General features: G+C 64.2%; 15 protein-coding genes. 3 read left to right on the plus strand and 12 right to left on the minus strand.

Translation table 11 applies throughout. From position 1 onward, the window contains the following. Positions 1–13 precede the first annotated feature (13 nt). The gene (locus B5483_RS14050; RefSeq protein ID WP_079730826.1) at positions 14–1,207 is read right to left on the minus strand and encodes a hypothetical protein; all 1,194 of its coding nucleotides are present in this window, start codon (positions 1,205–1,207) and stop codon (positions 14–16) included. A 159-nt stretch (positions 1,208–1,366) separates the two neighbouring features. On the opposite strand from B5483_RS14050, the gene B5483_RS14055 reads away from it, so the two are divergent. Continuing rightward, entirely contained in the window at positions 1,367–2,386 is a 1,020-nt protein-coding gene (locus B5483_RS14055; RefSeq protein ID WP_342743676.1) for an endonuclease/exonuclease/phosphatase family protein, read from the plus strand. A 169-nt stretch (positions 2,387–2,555) separates the two neighbouring features. Beyond that, positions 2,556–4,838, plus strand: a complete 2,283-nt coding sequence (locus tag B5483_RS14060; protein ID WP_079730828.1) for an NADP-dependent malic enzyme — start codon at positions 2,556–2,558, stop codon at positions 4,836–4,838. 9 nt (positions 4,839–4,847) lie between these two features. On the opposite strand, the gene B5483_RS14065 is transcribed toward B5483_RS14060, so the two are convergent. Then, entirely contained in the window at positions 4,848–5,189 is a 342-nt protein-coding gene (locus B5483_RS14065; RefSeq protein WP_176168057.1) for a surface lipoprotein assembly modifier, read from the minus strand. Positions 5,190–5,268: 79 nt separating this feature from the next. Between B5483_RS14065 and B5483_RS22890 the strand changes: the two genes are divergently transcribed. Continuing rightward, the gene (locus B5483_RS22890; RefSeq protein WP_139384003.1) at positions 5,269–5,517 is read left to right on the plus strand and encodes a hypothetical protein; all 249 of its coding nucleotides are present in this window, start codon (positions 5,269–5,271) and stop codon (positions 5,515–5,517) included. A 16-nt stretch (positions 5,518–5,533) separates the two neighbouring features. Here the strand turns inward: B5483_RS22890 and B5483_RS14075 are convergent, their stop codons facing one another. The 10 genes from B5483_RS14075 to B5483_RS14120 all read right to left on the minus strand — a co-directional run bounded on the left by B5483_RS14075 (position 5,534) and on the right by B5483_RS14120 (position 16,467). After that, positions 5,534–5,755 (minus strand): hypothetical protein, encoded by a 222-nt coding sequence (locus tag B5483_RS14075; protein WP_079730831.1) that lies wholly within the window; start codon positions 5,753–5,755, stop codon positions 5,534–5,536. Positions 5,756–6,112: 357 nt separating this feature from the next. Continuing rightward, complete coding sequence (locus tag B5483_RS14080; protein WP_217698212.1) at positions 6,113–7,474, minus strand: pyridoxal phosphate-dependent decarboxylase family protein; 1,362 nt, start codon at positions 7,472–7,474, stop codon at positions 6,113–6,115. Positions 7,475–7,560: 86 nt separating this feature from the next. After that, a complete protein-coding gene (locus B5483_RS14085) occupies positions 7,561–9,078 on the minus strand; it encodes a pyridoxal-phosphate dependent enzyme (RefSeq protein WP_079730833.1) in 1,518 nt (505 codons plus the stop codon). A 107-nt stretch (positions 9,079–9,185) separates the two neighbouring features. Then, positions 9,186–9,896, minus strand: coding sequence for a response regulator (locus B5483_RS14090; RefSeq protein WP_054945370.1), 711 nt, complete (start codon positions 9,894–9,896; stop codon positions 9,186–9,188). Next, the gene (locus B5483_RS14095) at positions 9,889–11,769 is read right to left on the minus strand and encodes a hybrid sensor histidine kinase/response regulator (protein WP_245829240.1); all 1,881 of its coding nucleotides are present in this window, start codon (positions 11,767–11,769) and stop codon (positions 9,889–9,891) included. The genes B5483_RS14090 and B5483_RS14095 overlap by 8 nt, the downstream gene beginning before the upstream one ends. A gap of 1 nt (position 11,770) precedes the next feature. Continuing rightward, positions 11,771–12,820: an adenylate/guanylate cyclase domain-containing protein gene (locus B5483_RS14100; protein WP_054945371.1), complete on the minus strand. Its 1,050-nt coding sequence runs from the start codon at positions 12,818–12,820 to the stop codon at positions 11,771–11,773. Between the two features lie 4 nt (positions 12,821–12,824). After that, complete coding sequence (locus B5483_RS14105) at positions 12,825–13,181, minus strand: group I truncated hemoglobin (RefSeq protein WP_079730834.1); 357 nt, start codon at positions 13,179–13,181, stop codon at positions 12,825–12,827. Between the two features lie 86 nt (positions 13,182–13,267). Further along, the gene (locus B5483_RS14110) at positions 13,268–14,434 is read right to left on the minus strand and encodes an NAD(P)/FAD-dependent oxidoreductase (RefSeq protein ID WP_079730995.1); all 1,167 of its coding nucleotides are present in this window, start codon (positions 14,432–14,434) and stop codon (positions 13,268–13,270) included. Between the two features lie 14 nt (positions 14,435–14,448). After that, the gene (locus B5483_RS14115; protein WP_079730835.1) at positions 14,449–15,696 is read right to left on the minus strand and encodes a flavin-containing monooxygenase; all 1,248 of its coding nucleotides are present in this window, start codon (positions 15,694–15,696) and stop codon (positions 14,449–14,451) included. Positions 15,697–15,885: 189 nt separating this feature from the next. Further along, positions 15,886–16,467, minus strand: a complete 582-nt coding sequence (locus B5483_RS14120; RefSeq protein ID WP_079730836.1) for an OsmC family protein — start codon at positions 16,465–16,467, stop codon at positions 15,886–15,888. Positions 16,468–16,528: the final 61 nt, after the last annotated feature.

Below are 16,528 nucleotides of genomic sequence, written 5' to 3' on the forward strand. Positions count from 1 at the left end.
GCGCTTGCCGTGATCAGGCCGATACGAGGTACAGGTGGCGCCGGGATTTCTCGCGCCCATGTGCGAAGTCGACGATGGCCATGGCGGCCCTGACCGAGGAAGGCGTGTTGGTCAGGTCGAAGCTTTCGGCAAACATCTCTTCCTGGATCCGGCGATAGTGCGTTTCGTGCAGTTCATCGGCGCGAGAAAGGGCTGCCGGAAGCTGGTCGGGACTGACGATCACTTCGCCGGCATGCCAGTGGTGGAAGTTGGCATCGCCCATCCAGTCGTGCCGTTGCGAGTTGAGGAAGATGCAGGGGCGCGGCCGCAAAAGGAACTCGTAGATCTGGCTGCTGGCATCGCCGAGGTAGATGTCGGCGCCCAGGGTATAGGTCATGTCGGTGGAGGCGCGGCTGCCCAGATCGACATGGATGTTGTCGCCGCGAAGGAAGCGCTGCGGGATTTCTCCGGCCCGGTCGATGGTCAGCTTGTCGATCGTCACGACGAAACTGCGCTGGAACAGCATGACATGCGGCGCGAAAATCAGGCCGAGACGATCGTTGTCGACGAAGTGTTCGAAGACGCGGTGGCCGTGCCTGTACCACGAGGACAGGTGGGGCGATGGATGGGGGTTGTAGATCACGGTCCGCTGCGTGTCCGCCATGAAGCGATGCGGCTTCTTGTCGCGGGCGAGGTCGAACTTGGGATAGCCCACGATGGTGATGGCGTCAGGGGAAACATGGGCTTCCCGGATCAGGCGCTCGCGGATCTTGCGCCCGGAACACAGGACGTGATCGAAGCCCGCACTGGCCCTGTCGAAGCCAATGGCCCGGTCGCCTGCGCCGTGCCGGGTATGGATGATCGCAAGGTTATCGAGACCGTAACGCGTCTTGAGCAGGAGCGAGGTCTTCTCGGCGACCACGAGGACGTCGAGGCTTCGGAAGAAGTCCAGGTTGTCTCTGTATATCAGGATCTTCCGGGCAGGAATGACTTTGCCCAGCAGCGTGTCGAGACGGCGCGTCGCGGCGCAGGGCTCAAGCTGCACATGCTCGATCCGGGTGCCGATCCGGTCTCCGCCGATGCGCATGACTTCCCGGGTCAGCGCGGCATTGGTGGTGGCGACGACGATCTCGCCGTCGAAGCCTCCATCGGCGAGCGCCAGCGCGATCGGCAGACTGTGGGCGATCTGATGGATTTGGTCGTGGTTGAACAGGAAACCGATGCGCATGGTTCAATGACGCCGCGCCTTTCCAAAATCCACATGGCAGGTTTCACATTTTTTCCCCGGATAGGGATTGGGGCCTGAGTGCGCGGGAGATTTCCCTCTCAGCTGAGGAGAGGACGGCCCGGTGGCGTCCTTGGGGCAGAGCTATTGGGAACCGGATCGATGAGGATGCTTCGCCTCGCCGCCGTGGCGGCGGTGTTCAGCGTATTGGCTGTCAATGTGGCAGGCGGAGCGCCTGCGGCCGTCGCGCCTGTGACCGGGGCGTCCGTTCCTGGCGAGCCTTCTTCCGAACTTTCCGTCATGACCTACAACGTGAAGGGCCTGCCCTGGCCGGTCGCCTTGGGACGCTCCTCTGCCTTGCTGGAGATCGGTCGCCGGTTCCGCCACTTGCGCGCGCAAGGAAAGCAGCCCCACGTCGTACTGTTGCAGGAGGCATTCATTCCCGAAGCGAAAGCCCTGGGCGCGATCGGCGGCTATCCCTACATGGTGACCGGGCCGCAACCGCGCGATTCATCGGCCGTGCCGACTCCGTCGCTCGATCAGGATTTCCGCGCCAGGGTCCATTGGGGCAAGGGTGAAGGCGAGGGAAAATGGGTGGATAGCGGGCTGGTCATCCTGTCCGATTATCCCATCGTCGCGGCAGCCAAGATGGCCTTCCCGCAAGACGCCTGCGCCGGGTATGACTGCCTTGCAACCAAAGGTGTCGTGCTGGCACGTATAAAGGTTCCCGGCGTCGACAAGCCGGTGACTGTCGTGGACACCCATCTCAATTCCCGCCACGCATCGGGCGTCTCTACGCACCGCGCCAACGAGGCCTATGTCTGGCAGATCGGGGCACTGCGCCAGTTCATTGCAGAGAAGGTCGATCCGGGATCTGACGTCATTTTCGGGGGCGACTTCAATCTGGGACACGACAGCGATCGCCTTGCAGCCGCAGCGCAAGGCGGCGGTCTTCTTCCCGGAAGTCATGAAGCCATAGCGACGATCTGGGGCCGGGCCGATACGCCCTCGGACACCGATCTCAACTTCGTCCGCGACCGCGCGAAGGACAAGGAATACTTCCGGGCGGGGAAGAGAGCGCAACTGCATCTGACCGGTGTCGAGGTTCCCTTCGGTGCAGGCGCGGGTGGTTTCTCTTTGTCGGACCATCTGGGGTTCGTCGCCGACTTCAAGCTTCGCTGACGTTACCAAATTCCTGTCGCATTGTGCCAGGCATCGCGCGACAGGCGGCACGACCTGCCAAAAACCGTTACTAATTGCGTCTGAGGCAAGGTTCGAGGTTGAAAAGTGCGCGACTCTCGTCTGAGGAGGCGCGGACCAATTGACATGCGAACCGGAGTTCTAAGGCACCATGGATGAAAACCTGCGCAAGGCGGCTCTCGATTACCACCTTTCCCCGCAGCCGGGAAAGCTGAGGATCGAGCCGACGAAGCGCATGGTCAACCAGCGTGACCTTGCCCTTGCCTATTCGCCCGGCGTGGCGGCACCTTGCGAGGAAATCGCCGCGGATCCGGACAAGGCGGCGGACTACACCGCGCGCGGCAATCTCGTTGCGGTCATCTCCAACGGTACGGCGGTGCTGGGCCTGGGAGCGATCGGTGCGCTTGCTTCCAAGCCGGTGATGGAAGGCAAGGCGGTGCTGTTCAAGAAGTTCGCCGATATCGACGTCTTCGACATCGAAGTGGACACGACCGACCCCGACCGGTTCATCGATGCGGTCTCGCTGCTCGAACCCACCTTCGGCGGCATTAATCTGGAGGACATCAAGGCCCCGGAGTGCTTCGCCATCGAGGCGGCTCTGCGCGAGCGGATGAACATTCCGGTATTCCACGACGACCAGCACGGCACGGCCATCGTCGTGGCTGCCGCGGTGCGCAATGCCCTTGTACTGCAGGGCAAGAGCCTGGGTGAAGCCAAGTTGGTGACGTCGGGCGCCGGTGCTGCCGCGCTCGCCTGCGTTGACCTGCTGGTGTCTATGGGACTGCCCGCGGAGAACGTCACGCTGACCGACAAGGACGGCGTGATTCACGCAGGGCGCGAAGGCATGTTGCCGAACATGGCGCGTTACGCTCGCCAGACCGATGCACGTACCCTGCCGGAGGTTCTGCCCGGCGCGAACGTGTTCCTCGGCCTGTCCGCGCCCGGCGTGCTAAAGCCAGAATGGCTGCCCCTGCTGGCTGACAAGCCCCTCATCTTCGCACTCGCCAATCCTGAGCCCGAGATCCTGCCCGACATTGCCCGCGCCGCGCGTCCCGATGCGATCATTGCCACGGGCCGGTCGGATTTTCCAAATCAGGTCAATAACGTCCTGTGCTTCCCCTATATCTTCCGTGGAGCGCTGGATGTCGGGGCGACGACGATCAACGAGGAGATGAAGGTCGCTGCGGCAGAGGCGATCGCTTCGCTGGCCCGTCTTCCCGCGCATGAAAGCGTCGCGCAAGCCTATGGCGGACGCAAGCTGGCCTTCGGGCCGGAATACATCATCCCCACGCCTTTCGACCCGCGCCTGATTGTCCAGATTGCGCCCGCCGTCGCCAAGGCGGCCATGGATAGCGGCGTTGCACGTCGTCCGCTCGACCTCGAGGCCTACCGTCGCTCGCTGGCGCAGAAGAATGCGCGCTCCGCGCAGCTCATGATGCCGGTTTTCGAGGCGGCACGTGGATCGCAGACGCGCATCGCCTATGGCGAAGGTGAGGACGAGCGGGTCCTGCGCGCAGTTCAGGACGTTCTTGATGACGGTATAGCCCGTCCGGTGATCGTCGCCCGCCGCCGCATCCTCGAACAGCGCCTGCCCGAACTCGGATTGCGCTTTGAACTCGATCGCGATGTCGAGGTGATCGATCCGGAAACGGACCATGCGATCATGGAACCGCTGGTCGAAGCCTACCGGAAAGTCGCAGGCCGCAAGGGCGTGCCGACACCGGAGATCGTACGTCACGTCTACCGCCGTCCCACCGTAACCGCCGCGATGCTCCTGTGCACAGGGCAAGTTGATGCAGCCCTTGTCGGCGGCAATTCGGAATACTGGGGCCAGATGGAATACGTGTTGCGGATCATCGACCGTGCACCGGGCGCGCAGCGCGTTTATGCGCTTTCGGGTCTGATCCTCGATGCCGGTGCACTATTCATCACCGACACCCACATGGTGCCCGAGCCGACGCCGGAACAGATCGCGGAGATGACCTTGCTGGCGAGCCAGGAGATCCGGCACTTCGGTCTGGAACCGCGCGTGGCCCTGCTGTCGCACTCCAACTTCGGCGCCTCGCACAGCCCCAGCGCGCGCAAGATGCGGGCCGCGCTCTCCTTGCTGCGCGACAAGGCGCCCGACCTTGCAGTCGATGGAGAAATGCATGCCGATGCTGCCCTGTCGCAGCCGCTGCGCGAGAAGCTGGTGCCTGACACCCGTTTCGATGGGCCTGCCAACCTGCTGGTCATGCCCAACCTCGATGCGGCCAACATCACGCTCACTGCGCTCGGCGCCTCGTCAAGCTCGCCGACCGTCGGCCCGATGCTGATTGGCCTCTCGCGCCCGATCCACGTGATGACCCCCAGCATGACTTCGCGCTCGGTCCTCAACATGACGACCATTGCCGTGTCGGAGGCCATGCATCGAGATCGTGCAAAGGTATCGTGAGCGGCCTGATCAGAAATTCGTCGCCAGGCCAATTTCGATACGACTGCGCGTGAAGCGATAGAGCGCCATGTTGCTGTCCTGCTTCGTGAATGTGTAGGACAGGCGCGGGGTGAAGCGTGACAGGACGATGTGCCGGTTAAGCAAGGTCACCTGTCCCGACAGCGTCCTGTCCGAACGCCTGATGCCGATCGCCGGAAGCGCTTCGTCGTAGCGGGAGAATGCCAGCGATGGTTCGAGATAGATCGAGAAGCCTGCAGGCAGGTCGCGATAGTAGCCCAGCGCTGCATAGCCGCTCCAGTTGGAATAGGCCGACGACCGGCGTGCTTTCGGCTGCGGTCGAGGAATCGACATTCGTGGCGACGGGCTCTGGCTCATTGGCGACGGCTTCGCCGCTGGCCACTCAAAGGACCAGCAAGCCAAGCCGGCAGCTGTGCCCCAGCTCCCTGAGCGCATCGGTGACCTGACCGGCGACGATCACGAGGATGACCTGTTCTGTCAGGAACTCTCCACCCGGAACGCCATCGTCGAGGAAGGCGAAATCGACCGGGCGGTGATCGATCATCTGCTGCGCGATATCGGGCCGGCAGCTGCTGAAAAGGGCGGGGATCTGTTCCTCACGGCGACATCGCAAGGTCGCTTTACGCAAGGCACGACGATGACGGGCCAGTTGCGCGGCTAGGCAAGGCAAGGGCCGTTCAATCCATCAAAAGTTCGGTCCATTCCGTCTGCGTCAGGTCAATTTCAACCTTTCGCGGTCGCTTGACCCGACGCAGCCTCTCATCACTGGAGCCATCGGCAAGCAGGCAGTCGCCTTTGACCGCGACGCCCGTCAGACGGTCGCGGGAAGGCTCGGCAAGCGTTGAGAGCGAGACGTGCATCCAAGCCGCCCCTGCTTCATTGTCGATAGCCAGGATCATCTCCGGAGACGGGGTTTGCGGCATGGCAGCGTGTGCAGCCGATGAGCCTCCCGTAATCAGGACGGCCGATAAGGCTATGGCGGTAAGTAGGTCCCTGTTCATGGCCGTTCTCCATCCGTGGATCTGTGCTTGAGCGGAGAGACGGGCCTGGAATAGGGCGCGGGATCGAATGCGGTCAGGTGCAGCGCCATGCGCAGTGTATTGCACCTGTTGCAATGTCCTGGTGACCGGGAGCGGGGTCCGGGCTTGATGGACTGATCGCCTTGCTCGCTATCGGGTTATCTCTTTGTCCGCTTCATTCGCGTCATGAGATATCTAGGCCGCGCAAGTATCGATCCGATGTCGTAGGCTGTGCTTTCAGGTTTCAATTGTTGCAGGCAAAGGCGCGTTTGCGGCTGCTGCATGTTCGCGGCATAGGGCTTCGATGTCGCGGGCGAGTCCGACGACTGCCTCTGCGTCGGTCTCATGGCCCATGATCGAAACCCGCATGATCGTGCGGCCCCGCCACAGTGCGGTTTTCAGGAAATGGCGACCGGTGGCATTGAGGCGGTCGGTCATTGTCCTGGTAAGGGCATCGCCCTGGGCATCGTCGAGGCCGGTAAAGCGCAGGGCCAGCTGGTTGATCGTGGCCTCGTGGCAAAGCTCGACCCCGTCGATCCCTGCGATCCGGGCTGCGAGCGCGGAGGCGGCCGCGCAGTGGCGCTCGACCATCTGGCCAACGCCGTCACGGCCCAGCACCTGCATCATCACCCATGCCGGAAAGCCGCGCGCCCGGCGCGAGAGTTCAGGGACGTAATCGCTGGGATGGCGTCCGTCGCGCTCATCCCGCGTCAGGTAGCTGGCGTCCATGGTCATGGCGCGGCGGTGGTATTGCGCATGGCGGGTGATCGCAAAACCGCAGTCATAGGGAAGCTGCAGCCACTTGTGCCCGTCGACCGACCATGAATCGGCAAGCTCGGCGCCCTGCGCCAGATAGCGCAGACGCTCGCTGGCGCGGACCCACATGCCGAAGGCGCCATCGACGTGAAGCCAGGCGCGGTGCTCCCGGCAAAGCCGCGAAAGGGCGGTGAGATCGTCGAAGGCGCCGCTGATCATCTGCCCTGCCTGGCCGATCACGATCTTCGCTGCCGCCGTGCTGTCTTCCATCGCACTGGCGAGGGCGGGAAGCTCGAATGTGCCGGCATCGTTGCAGGCGATGCGGCGGATATGGTCGCTGCCGAAGCCGAGATAGCGCAAGGCCGCGAAATTGGTGACATGGGCATCTTCGCCAATGAAGATTTCCATCGGAGGCGCTCCGGCAAGGCCGCATCCCTCGATCCTGATGCCGAGCCGGTCGAAGATGGCCAGGCGGGCCGTGGACAGGCAGGTGAAGGCTGCCATGGTTGCCCCGGTCGTGAAGCCGACCGAACAGTCGGATGGCAGGGTGAGCAGTTCCAGCAGCCACTTCGATGCGACTTCTTCTGCCACGGCGGCCGACGGTGCGCATTGGTAGATTGCCGCGTTCTGCCCCCAGGCAGACGTCAGCCAGTCGGCAGCCACGCCGGCCGGATGCGAGCCGCCGATTACCCAGGACAGGAAGCCCGGGGCCGTGGTCGCGCTCAGGCCCGGCTTTGCAGCTTCGACCAGCTCTGCCAGAACCGCGACGGCATCGCGCGGGGTTGTGTCGAGCGGAATGTCGAACAGCGCGCGCAGCTGTTCGACGCCAGCTGCTGGATGCAAGTCACCGCCTTCGCTCCGAGAGGTCACGGCGTGGTGTGCTGCTAAAGCGAGAACGTCTTGCAGCGAAGTAGGCTGGAGGGGCGCGTTCATCGCGGCTGCATCCACTGGGGAAGCAGCGAATAGGCATCGCCGATCGCCCCGTCCCGGGCCTCGATACCCAGCTTGGCCAGCATTCCGGTCAAAGCGCCGCTGTTATGCGCGTCGAACAGTTCGGTCGCGCCGCCGACATGCCTGCCGCCGATGTAGACTTGCGGGATGGTCGGCGCACCGGTGCGCTGTGCAAGCGCGCGGCGGATGCGCCCGGCCCAGTCGGCATCGGCATATTCGCCGCCGTCGAGGTCGACCGTGCGGTAGGGTACGCCCAAGGCGTCGAACAGCTTGCGGGCCGACCAGCAGAATTCGCACCATTGCAGCGCGAACATGACGACCGGCTGCGTGAAGTCACCGACAATCGCATCGACATGGGCAAGCGCTTCGCTGTCGGCGGGCTCGGCCTGCATTGGCGCAGGCGCGGGCGAAGCGGGCCGGTCGAAGCGGAAATTGGGCGAGGAGGTTGAGATCGCCAGTTCCTCTGCGTTCATGGCCTCCTCGATCCCGGCAAAGAGCGGGGTCGTCATGTAGCGCTCGCCGGTGTCCGGGATCATCGCCAGAATGCGCGATCCTTCCGGCATGGTCTCGGCCAGTCGATAGGCCGCTGCGAAGGTCGCCCCGCTGGAAATTCCGCAGAATACGCCTTCCTCGCGCGCCAGTCGCCGCGACCAGTCGAGCGCTTCCTGCCCGCCGACCGGCATGACGCGGTCGACCAGTCCGGCCTCGAAAGCCTGCGCGGTTACGTGCGGGATGAAATCGGGCATCCAGCCTTGCATCAGGTGTGGCCGGAAGCGGGGATGGCTTGAAGCCGGGCTGCCGTCCGCCGCATAGTCCTGCATGACACCCGATGACAGGAGGGGGGCATTGTCCGGCTCGCACCCGACGATCAGCGTTGCCGGACTTTGCGCCTTGAGCGCACGGGCAACGCCTGCAAGCGTGCCGCCCGTGCCGACGCCGCTGACGAAGGCATCGAGCGGGGCGGCGGCAAAGTCTGCCAGGATCTCCTGCGCGGTCGTGCGGGCATGGACTTCGGCATTGGCCTCGTTCTCGAACTGCCGGGGCAGGAACCAGCCATGCGTCTCGGCCAGTTCGCGCGCCTTGGCGAGCATTCCGGTGCCTTTTTGCGCCGCGGGGGTCAGCACGACTTTCGCGCCGAGGTAGCGCAGGATCTTGCGCCGTTCGACACTGAAGCTCTCGGCCATGACGATGACAAGCGGATAACCCTTGCGTGCACAGACGAGGGCAAGGCCGATACCGGTATTGCCGCTGGTGGCTTCGACTACGGTCTGGCCGGGCTTCAGCGTTCCGTCGCGCTCGGCCGCTTCGATCAGGCCGAGCGCCAGCCGGTCCTTGACCGAACCCATCGGATTGAACGCCTCAAACTTGAGGTAGATCTCGCGCCCCGGCGGTGACAGCCGTTCAGCCAGCAGCGTGGGCGTGTTGCCGATCAGTTCGAGGATCGAGTTGCGGACACCGCAGGTACCGGCAGTCGATGGAAAATGCGGCTTGTTCATCGCGGAAATCTCCTCTCGCCGGCGATCGCCGCCGGGCTTGGAAGAGACATTCGCGCCGCTGCGTATCAATCCGATTGCGCAGGGGCGGTTCGGTTGTTTCGATTGTTTCAGCCGGGATCGTAGATGTAGCCGATGCCGCGCACGGTGCGGATCACGGCCGGTTTCTCCGGGTTCGACTCGATCTTCTTGCGAATGCGCGAGATGCGGATGTCGATGCTGCGATCGAAGGGTTCCCAGGCGCGATCGTGCGCACCTTCGAGGATCTGGTCGCGGTTGAGAACGCGGCCCTTGTTGCGGGCAAAGAGCTTGAGGAGATTGAATTCCATCGCCGTGAGCGGGAGCGCGTGGCCATCGCCATCGAAGAGCTTGGCGGCGTCGAGATCGAGCGTGCACTTGCCGAAGGGGAAGCGGTTTTCTCCCCCGGCCTCTTCCTGGGAATGATCCGCAGGTCCCTTGCGTCGCAACACTGCCCTTACGCGTGCGACCAGTTCGCGAAGATCGACGGGTTTGCCGAGATAATCGTCCGCGCCCATTTCCAGCCCGACGATGCGGTCCACCGTCTCGCCCGCAGCCGTCAACATGATCACGTGCGGCGCGTCGTCGGCCTGCAGGCCGCGCAGGACCGAGAGGCCGTCCTCGCCCGGCATGTTGATGTCGAGCAGGATGAGGTCGGGCCGACGCCCGGCGATCAGGGCGCGCAGGTCATCGCCGCAAGCGGCTTGCGCCACCTCCAGACCGTGGCGCGCAAGGTATTCGGCAACCATGTCGCGAAGGTCCGCCTCATCGTCGCAGACGTATATCAGCGGCGCGTCAGCCATGATTGGCCTTCAGCATTGTCGTGACGAGACCCCGCAAGTCGCGCGGGGCGACCGGCTTTTCCAGGTAGGGCCGATTGGCGCGATCGAGGAAGGCGCGCACTTCCGGGCTCATCGTGTCGCCGGTGATGAAGGCGACTCGTTCGGCGATCTCGGGGCGTTCGCCCGACAGCGTTTCGAACAGTCCGCGTCCGCCCATGCCGGGCATGTTCAGATCCGTGAGGATGAGGCGATAGCTGCCGGAACGGGCAAGCGCGAGGCCCCTTTCGGCACTGGCGGCACTGTCGACCTGAAAGCCCTCCTTGCGCAGGATCTCGCGGATGAGGTCGCTGACGTCCTTCTCGTCGTCGATGACCAGAACCCTGCCGGTGGCGGCGACGGGTTCGGGGCGTTCCACTTCGTGCGGGCTTTCCGACTCCGGCTCGGCCAGTGGGAGGGTGATGCGAAAGTGGGCGCCCTTGCTTGCGGGCATGAGGGCAATGGTGCCGCCATGCGCGTTGACGACGCGGTGGCAAAAGGCAAGTCCGATGCCGGTGCCCTGTCCCGGGGCCTTGGTCGTGAAGAGCGGTTCGAAAACGCGCTTGGCGGAGTCTGTAGAGATTCCCGGCCCGTCGTCGATGACGTCGATGGTCAAGGACGCGCCTCCGGGTTCCTCGCGAGCCCGTACCGTGATGCGACTGCCGCCGCCGTCACGGATCGCCTGGTCGGCATTGGCGACGAGGTTCATGAACACCTGCCGGATCTGGCCGGCGTCGCCCTGAAGCGGCGGTAAGTCCGGAGCGACGTCCAGTTCGACTTTCGCGGTCAGTGCACCTGTGCCCTGTTCGAGCGTGTCGATCGCATCGCGTATCGCCGTGGCAAAATCGATCGCCTCGACTTTCAGGTTCTGGCGGCGGGCCATGGCGAGGAACGATTTGACGATTCCGGTGCAGCGCTCCGCTGCAGAGCCGATCTTTTCGATCCGGCGGATCGTGTCGGGATCGCTGGCCTCTTCGCGCATCATGAGGGCGTGGCCGACGACAACGGAGAGCGGGTTGTTGAGTTCGTGGGCGACGCCCGCCAGCAATTCGCCCAGCGCCGACATCTTCTCTGCCTGGAATATCCGTTCACGCTGTTCGGACAGGGTCTTGCGCAAGGCGGCTTCCTTGCTGATGTCGACCATCGAGTAGAGTACGACGTCCTCACCGCGATAATCGATAAGACGGGCCGAGGCGAGGCAGGGAAACGGATCGCCATCCGGGCGCAAGGCATCGACGCGCATCTCGTCGACCCGGCCTTCCGGCAAGAGCGCGGTGATGAAATCCGCCCGCTGCCCGCGTGAGGCGAAGTGCGCGCCGAAATCGCGGCCGGAACCGAGCAGCTCGCGGGCGGCGGGAGTGCGATAGATGATCTGCCCGTCGCCGATGCGCGCCATCACGAGATTGGCCGGACATGCTTCGAGCACTTCGCGAAGCAGGGCGTCGGCCTCGCGGTCGCTTTCTTCGCGTTGCCGGGCCTCGGTAATGTCGCTCTGGGTCAGGACGAAGCCGCCGGTCGCGGTCTGGCGCATGGTCAGGGCGTGGATCATGCCCTGCCTCGTTTCCAGTTCGAGCGGGGGCTGCGCGCGCTCGTCGTCTCCGAGGCGCATTTCCATGCTTTCGAGCGCTTCGCGCGACCGGGCCGAGATGGCGCCGCGTGCGGCCATCTCGAACAGCAGCAGGCCCCAGTCGAGCCCGGGTTCGACCAGTTCGGCGACGAGTGGATTGAGTTCGCGAAAGCGCCGGTTGGCCTGCACCAGCCTTGCGCCGTCGTCGAAGATCGCCAGGCCATCGGGCAGGGCGTCGATGACCTCGCCGATGAGGCGGCGGCTGTCCACGTCATGCACAGCCTGGGCCATCTCAGGCCCCTTCCGCTGCATCCAGGCGGCCGGTCAGGGCAAACACTTCCTCCGGTTCCTTGCCGCCGAGATCGAGCGTGCCGACGGGCTCGCTGGAATAGGGATCGGGCAGGGCCTGGATGAAGGCCCGGGTGCCGACGATGTGCATGGGCTGGGCCAGCTGGCGCAATTGGCTAGCCTCGATGACGGCGGGACCGAACACATCGTAGATGTACTTCTGTACCCCGACGACGGAGCCGATCACCGCACCTTGCGACACGCCAACGCGGCAGCGCCATTGCATCGGATGGCTGCGGTTGCGCTGCTCCAGGTAGCGCACGAAGCGTACGGCAGCATGGGCGATCGAACCCGACGCTGCCTCTGCCGGATCGGGCATCCCGGCCACCGTAATGTAGGTGTCGCCCACGGTCTTGATCCGCTCGCACCCGAACTGGTCGCCGATGCGGTCGAAGGCGGTGTAGATGTCGTTGAGCTCGCTGACGACAACGCCGGCATCGTTCTCGACGACGAATTCGGAAAAGCCCGCGAAGTCGAGGCACAGAACGGCGACATCTTCGTAAAGACGCGGGGTGACGACGCCGAAGCTCTTGTATTCCTCGTAGACCGAGCGCGGCATCATGTTGAGCAGGAGCTTTTCGACCTGCTCTTTCTCGCGCTTGATCTCGCGCGTGTTGCGCTCGACCATCATGGAATAGGAATCGATCATCGCTTCCAGTTCCTTGATGCGCGAGATGTTCTGGCACACAAGGACCGCAATCGGCTCGCCGCCTTCCTCGGCGCTGTCGATGGTCACGGCAATCGTCATCGTGCGGCGGCGCAGACGGAAGCTGGCCTCGGTGGTGAAGCGACGACTGTCCTTGAAGGCCTCGCGCATGGCGGCAACGTCGAACTCGGGGAAGAGGTCTGTCAATTGCTGGCCGATCTCGATGTCGCCGAACCATTCGCGGAAGGTGTCGTTGAAGAAGCGGAAGCGCAGTTCGCGAAGGTCGAGCAGGGCAACGCCGACCCCGATGGCGCGCAGCAGCTGTTCGTTGATGGCTTCTATCGACATGCCGCTATCCCACGACCAGGCCGCGCCGCTGCTCGAAAGCCTGCGCCACGGTTTCGATATCCTCCGCAGCGACGCCGTGATCGCTCAGGGTCTCGGCGAGCAGGACCTTGAGCTGATCGAAATGCGCATCGTTGACGTCGAGCCGTTCGTGCAGGCGCCTGATCTGCTCGTCGGTGAACGAGGCGGGGCCGCCCATCAGTGCGGACACGAACTGCGTCTGATGGTCGACGATCCGTGGCAGATCGACGTTCTCGAAGAAAGGTCCGACGTCATCGTCTTCGAGCAGGCGGTCGTAGAGATCCATGACAATACGGCTGATGACCGCGAAGCCGCCGTACTTTTCAAAAAGCGATCTTTCCATTGCAACACCCCCCGTCGCAACTGTCCGGGGACTTTGCGCCCTGAATTCCGATTCTTGCAAGCTTTCTTGCATAATTATTGTCTTTATCATGCCGGAACTGCGCAGCGCATGAGATTGTCCGCGATCCAGTTCTGATTGGCCTTCATCTCGCGGTTGAGCTGCTCGTGAAGCACTGCGATGCCTTCGAGATCCCAGTCGAACGAGCCGATGCGGTCGGAGATTTCGAGCATGCCGTGGCTCAGGCCATCGCGGGTAGTGGCATAGCTGCAAGTGGTTCCTGCCAGCACGGCATCGGCCAGGATCTGCGCGTCGCGCAGGGCATCGGTGATCCCATGGGCGGTGAGTGGGTCCTTGAACCAGCCTGCATCGCCGACGAGGGCCCAGCCCGGACCGGCACATTCGCGCATGTATCCGGGCTGGCCGGGAAACCCGACAAGGCGGCCTTTGCGCACCGCTTGGGAGAGCTGCGTGCCCAGTTCCGGGAACGCCTGCTGCATCAGCTGCAGGAAACGGGACGGGTGAAGTGCCTTGCGGAAATCGCCGAGGCGATCGCGCGGAAGCGAGAGGAAGACGCAGCTCGCGCCATTGTTCGTCGGGATCGCGCCGGCGGCAGCCTGCTCACCCCAATACCAACGGAAGCCGTCATTCGGCATCCCGGTGAAATAGCCGTAGATCGACATGGATGCCTGATTCATGCGCACGAGGTATCGGGCATCCACCTCGCGCGCGATGCGCGACTGGCGCCCGTCGGCACCGATGACGATGTCCGCCTCGACGCGGTAATGCGCCCCGCGCGTATCGCGCAGGATGACGCCGCTTACAGGCCCTTGCGCATGCTTGCGGATCACGCCCATGCAATCGAGACCATAGCGGCGTTCCACCCCGGAAACTTCTGCGGCATCCGCGATCACGCGGTCGAGTACCGTGCGGCGCGGGGCATAGAGGCAGTCGGTCCCGAAAGCGGGGCGGATATCGATGTCGACCCGATTCTGGCCATAGTGGAAACTGGTGCGTTCGATCCCGGGCGTGCCGCAGGCCAGCAGGTCGCCCTCCAGCCTCCAGCTCACCAGCTGCATCACGGCGCCGCGCATCAGGGCGTGGGTCGAAAGCGTGTCGCTGCCCAAGGGGCTGCGGTCGACCATCAATACCCGCGCACCGCCGCGTGCGAGCAGCATGGCGGTGGCGGCGCCTGCGGGGCGGGCGCCGACGACGACGGCGTCATAGCGTTCATGGTTCCAGGTGGGCGTGTTCATGGTGGTTCTCCTCATCAGACGGCTATCGGACGTGCAGCGCCAAGCTGCGCGGCGATTATCGGGGCAAGCGCCTGTGCATCGCGGCCAACGCCATCGATGAAGGCAGAAGCGCGGTGGCGCATGAACGGCAGGCCCAGGGCATAGAGGCCGGGTATCGGAGTGATGCCGCCGTGCTGGATCAGCTCACCGCAGGTGTCGGTGACCGGAAGGTGGAGCCAGGGGTAATGGCGCGCATAGCCGGTGGCGAAGAGCACGCTGGTGATCCCCTCGGCGCGCAGGTCGAGGCATTCCGGCACGGCGCCCGGTTCCATCGGTGCGCGCCATGCTGCGGGATCGCAGGCAGCGCGAAGGCCGGCGCGTTCGATGTGCGCATCAATCGCGCGAAGCAGGACGTGGCGGCGCTCTTCGGCCGCTCGGCACTGTTCGGCCAGGTCGTTGGCCAACTGGACCTGCAGGCCCTGCGCATCGGTGACACGTCCGACAAGCCGGATGCCTTCGCGGGCAAGTGCGGGGAGGTCGATATCGCCGCCGGTGGGATCGCCTACGAGTTGCAGCGAAGGCTGACGCAGCAGGGCGGCATTGTCGGCTCCGCTGGGGCGTGGCTCGGCCAGAAAGCCGCTGCCATCGAGCCAGTCAAACAGGTCCCGCCCGCGATAGCGTCGCGGCGCGCGGACATGGCGGCCAACGGCAAGCGTAACATCTCGACCGTGGCGGCGGATCTCGCGTGCGAGCTGGACGCCCGTCGCCGAAGCGCCGACGACCAGAACGCCGCCGTCGGGCAGAAGATCGGGGGTCAGATAGCTACCCGGTGTGACCTGGTGGATCGCGAGCGAGAGCTTACCTGCCCAGAAAGGAAGGCGAGGGCGATCGCAGGCACCCGTCGCGATGATGACGGTGCGTGCAATCCGCGTGCCGCGCGAGGTGGCGACGCGAAACCTGTCCGCCATGCGTTCGACGGCGAGGATTTCGCAATTCTCGGTGACGGGAGCGGCGAAGTCGCTGGCATAGCCTTGCAGGCGCTTCACAAGGTCCGCCGAAGTGAGAAATCCGTCGCTTTCCCGGGCGAGCTGGGCGCCAGGAAGCCGTGTCATCCAGCCCGGCGTAAGCAGGCGCAGCGAAGGCCAGCGCTGCGAGCGCCAGCGCTCTCCGATGCGGCCGCGTTCGATGACTTCGTGATCGATACCGCGCTCGGCAAGGCAGCGGCTCATGGCGAGGCCGGCCTGTCCGGCGCCAATGACAAGGCTGTCGATGTTGCGAGGCATGGAAGCTTACTCCTTGGGTTCGCAAGCAAGCCTATGCACGGCAGGTATCAGTCCTGTGCCGCCAGGCCGGGCAATTTGTTTCAATCGTTTCAGCGCAAAGATGCGGGAGGCGATGAGCAGAAAAGCCCCGCCGGCATAGGCCGACGGGGCAGGGGAACGCTCGGGAGAGCGGGGGGGCGGTGTGGCGCGTCAGTCGGCCTGTGCCGTTACGGTGACCGGTACGCCGTTGGTCAGGACGTCGAATACGGCAGAGCGCGCGACCGACTGGTGGACGATCTTCTCCAGATCTTCGGCACCGGCATCGCCCTTGATGCGCACCTGGATGCTGATGCCTTCGAAGCCGTTGCGAACGGTGTTGTCGAGGCCGAGAATGCCGAGCAGGTCGATGTCGCCCTCAACCCTGGTTTCAACCGATTCCAGCCTCACCTGGCGGATCGAGGCGATGTTGCCGATGCCGGCGGTGATGCAGGCCGAGAGAGCGGCCAACAGCATTTCCACCGGCGTGGCGCCCTGATCCTTGCCGCACAGAACGGCGGGGTGATCGCCGTCGATCATGTGCCCGCAGTCACGCGGCTGTTCGCCGCCGGCGCCGTGGAAATTGCCCATGCGGGCCTGGCTGTGGGTGCCGGCAATCCAGTTGCCTTCGGCGCGGAAGGTGAACCTGGCGAGTTCGCGCTGGCCATCGACGGCGTCGAGCGTGGCAAGGAATGCGGGAACGTCGACGCCGTTCATGGCGACCTTGGCGGGCTTTTCGAGAGTGGCAGTGGTCATGATCAAAAGTCCTTGTCTGAAGTGCCTGTTGTGCAGTGACCTTGTGCCGGCGAACGCGTGT

This window comes from Novosphingobium mathurense, assembly GCF_900168325.1.
In the GTDB taxonomy this organism is placed as follows: domain Bacteria; phylum Pseudomonadota; class Alphaproteobacteria; order Sphingomonadales; family Sphingomonadaceae; genus Novosphingobium; species Novosphingobium mathurense.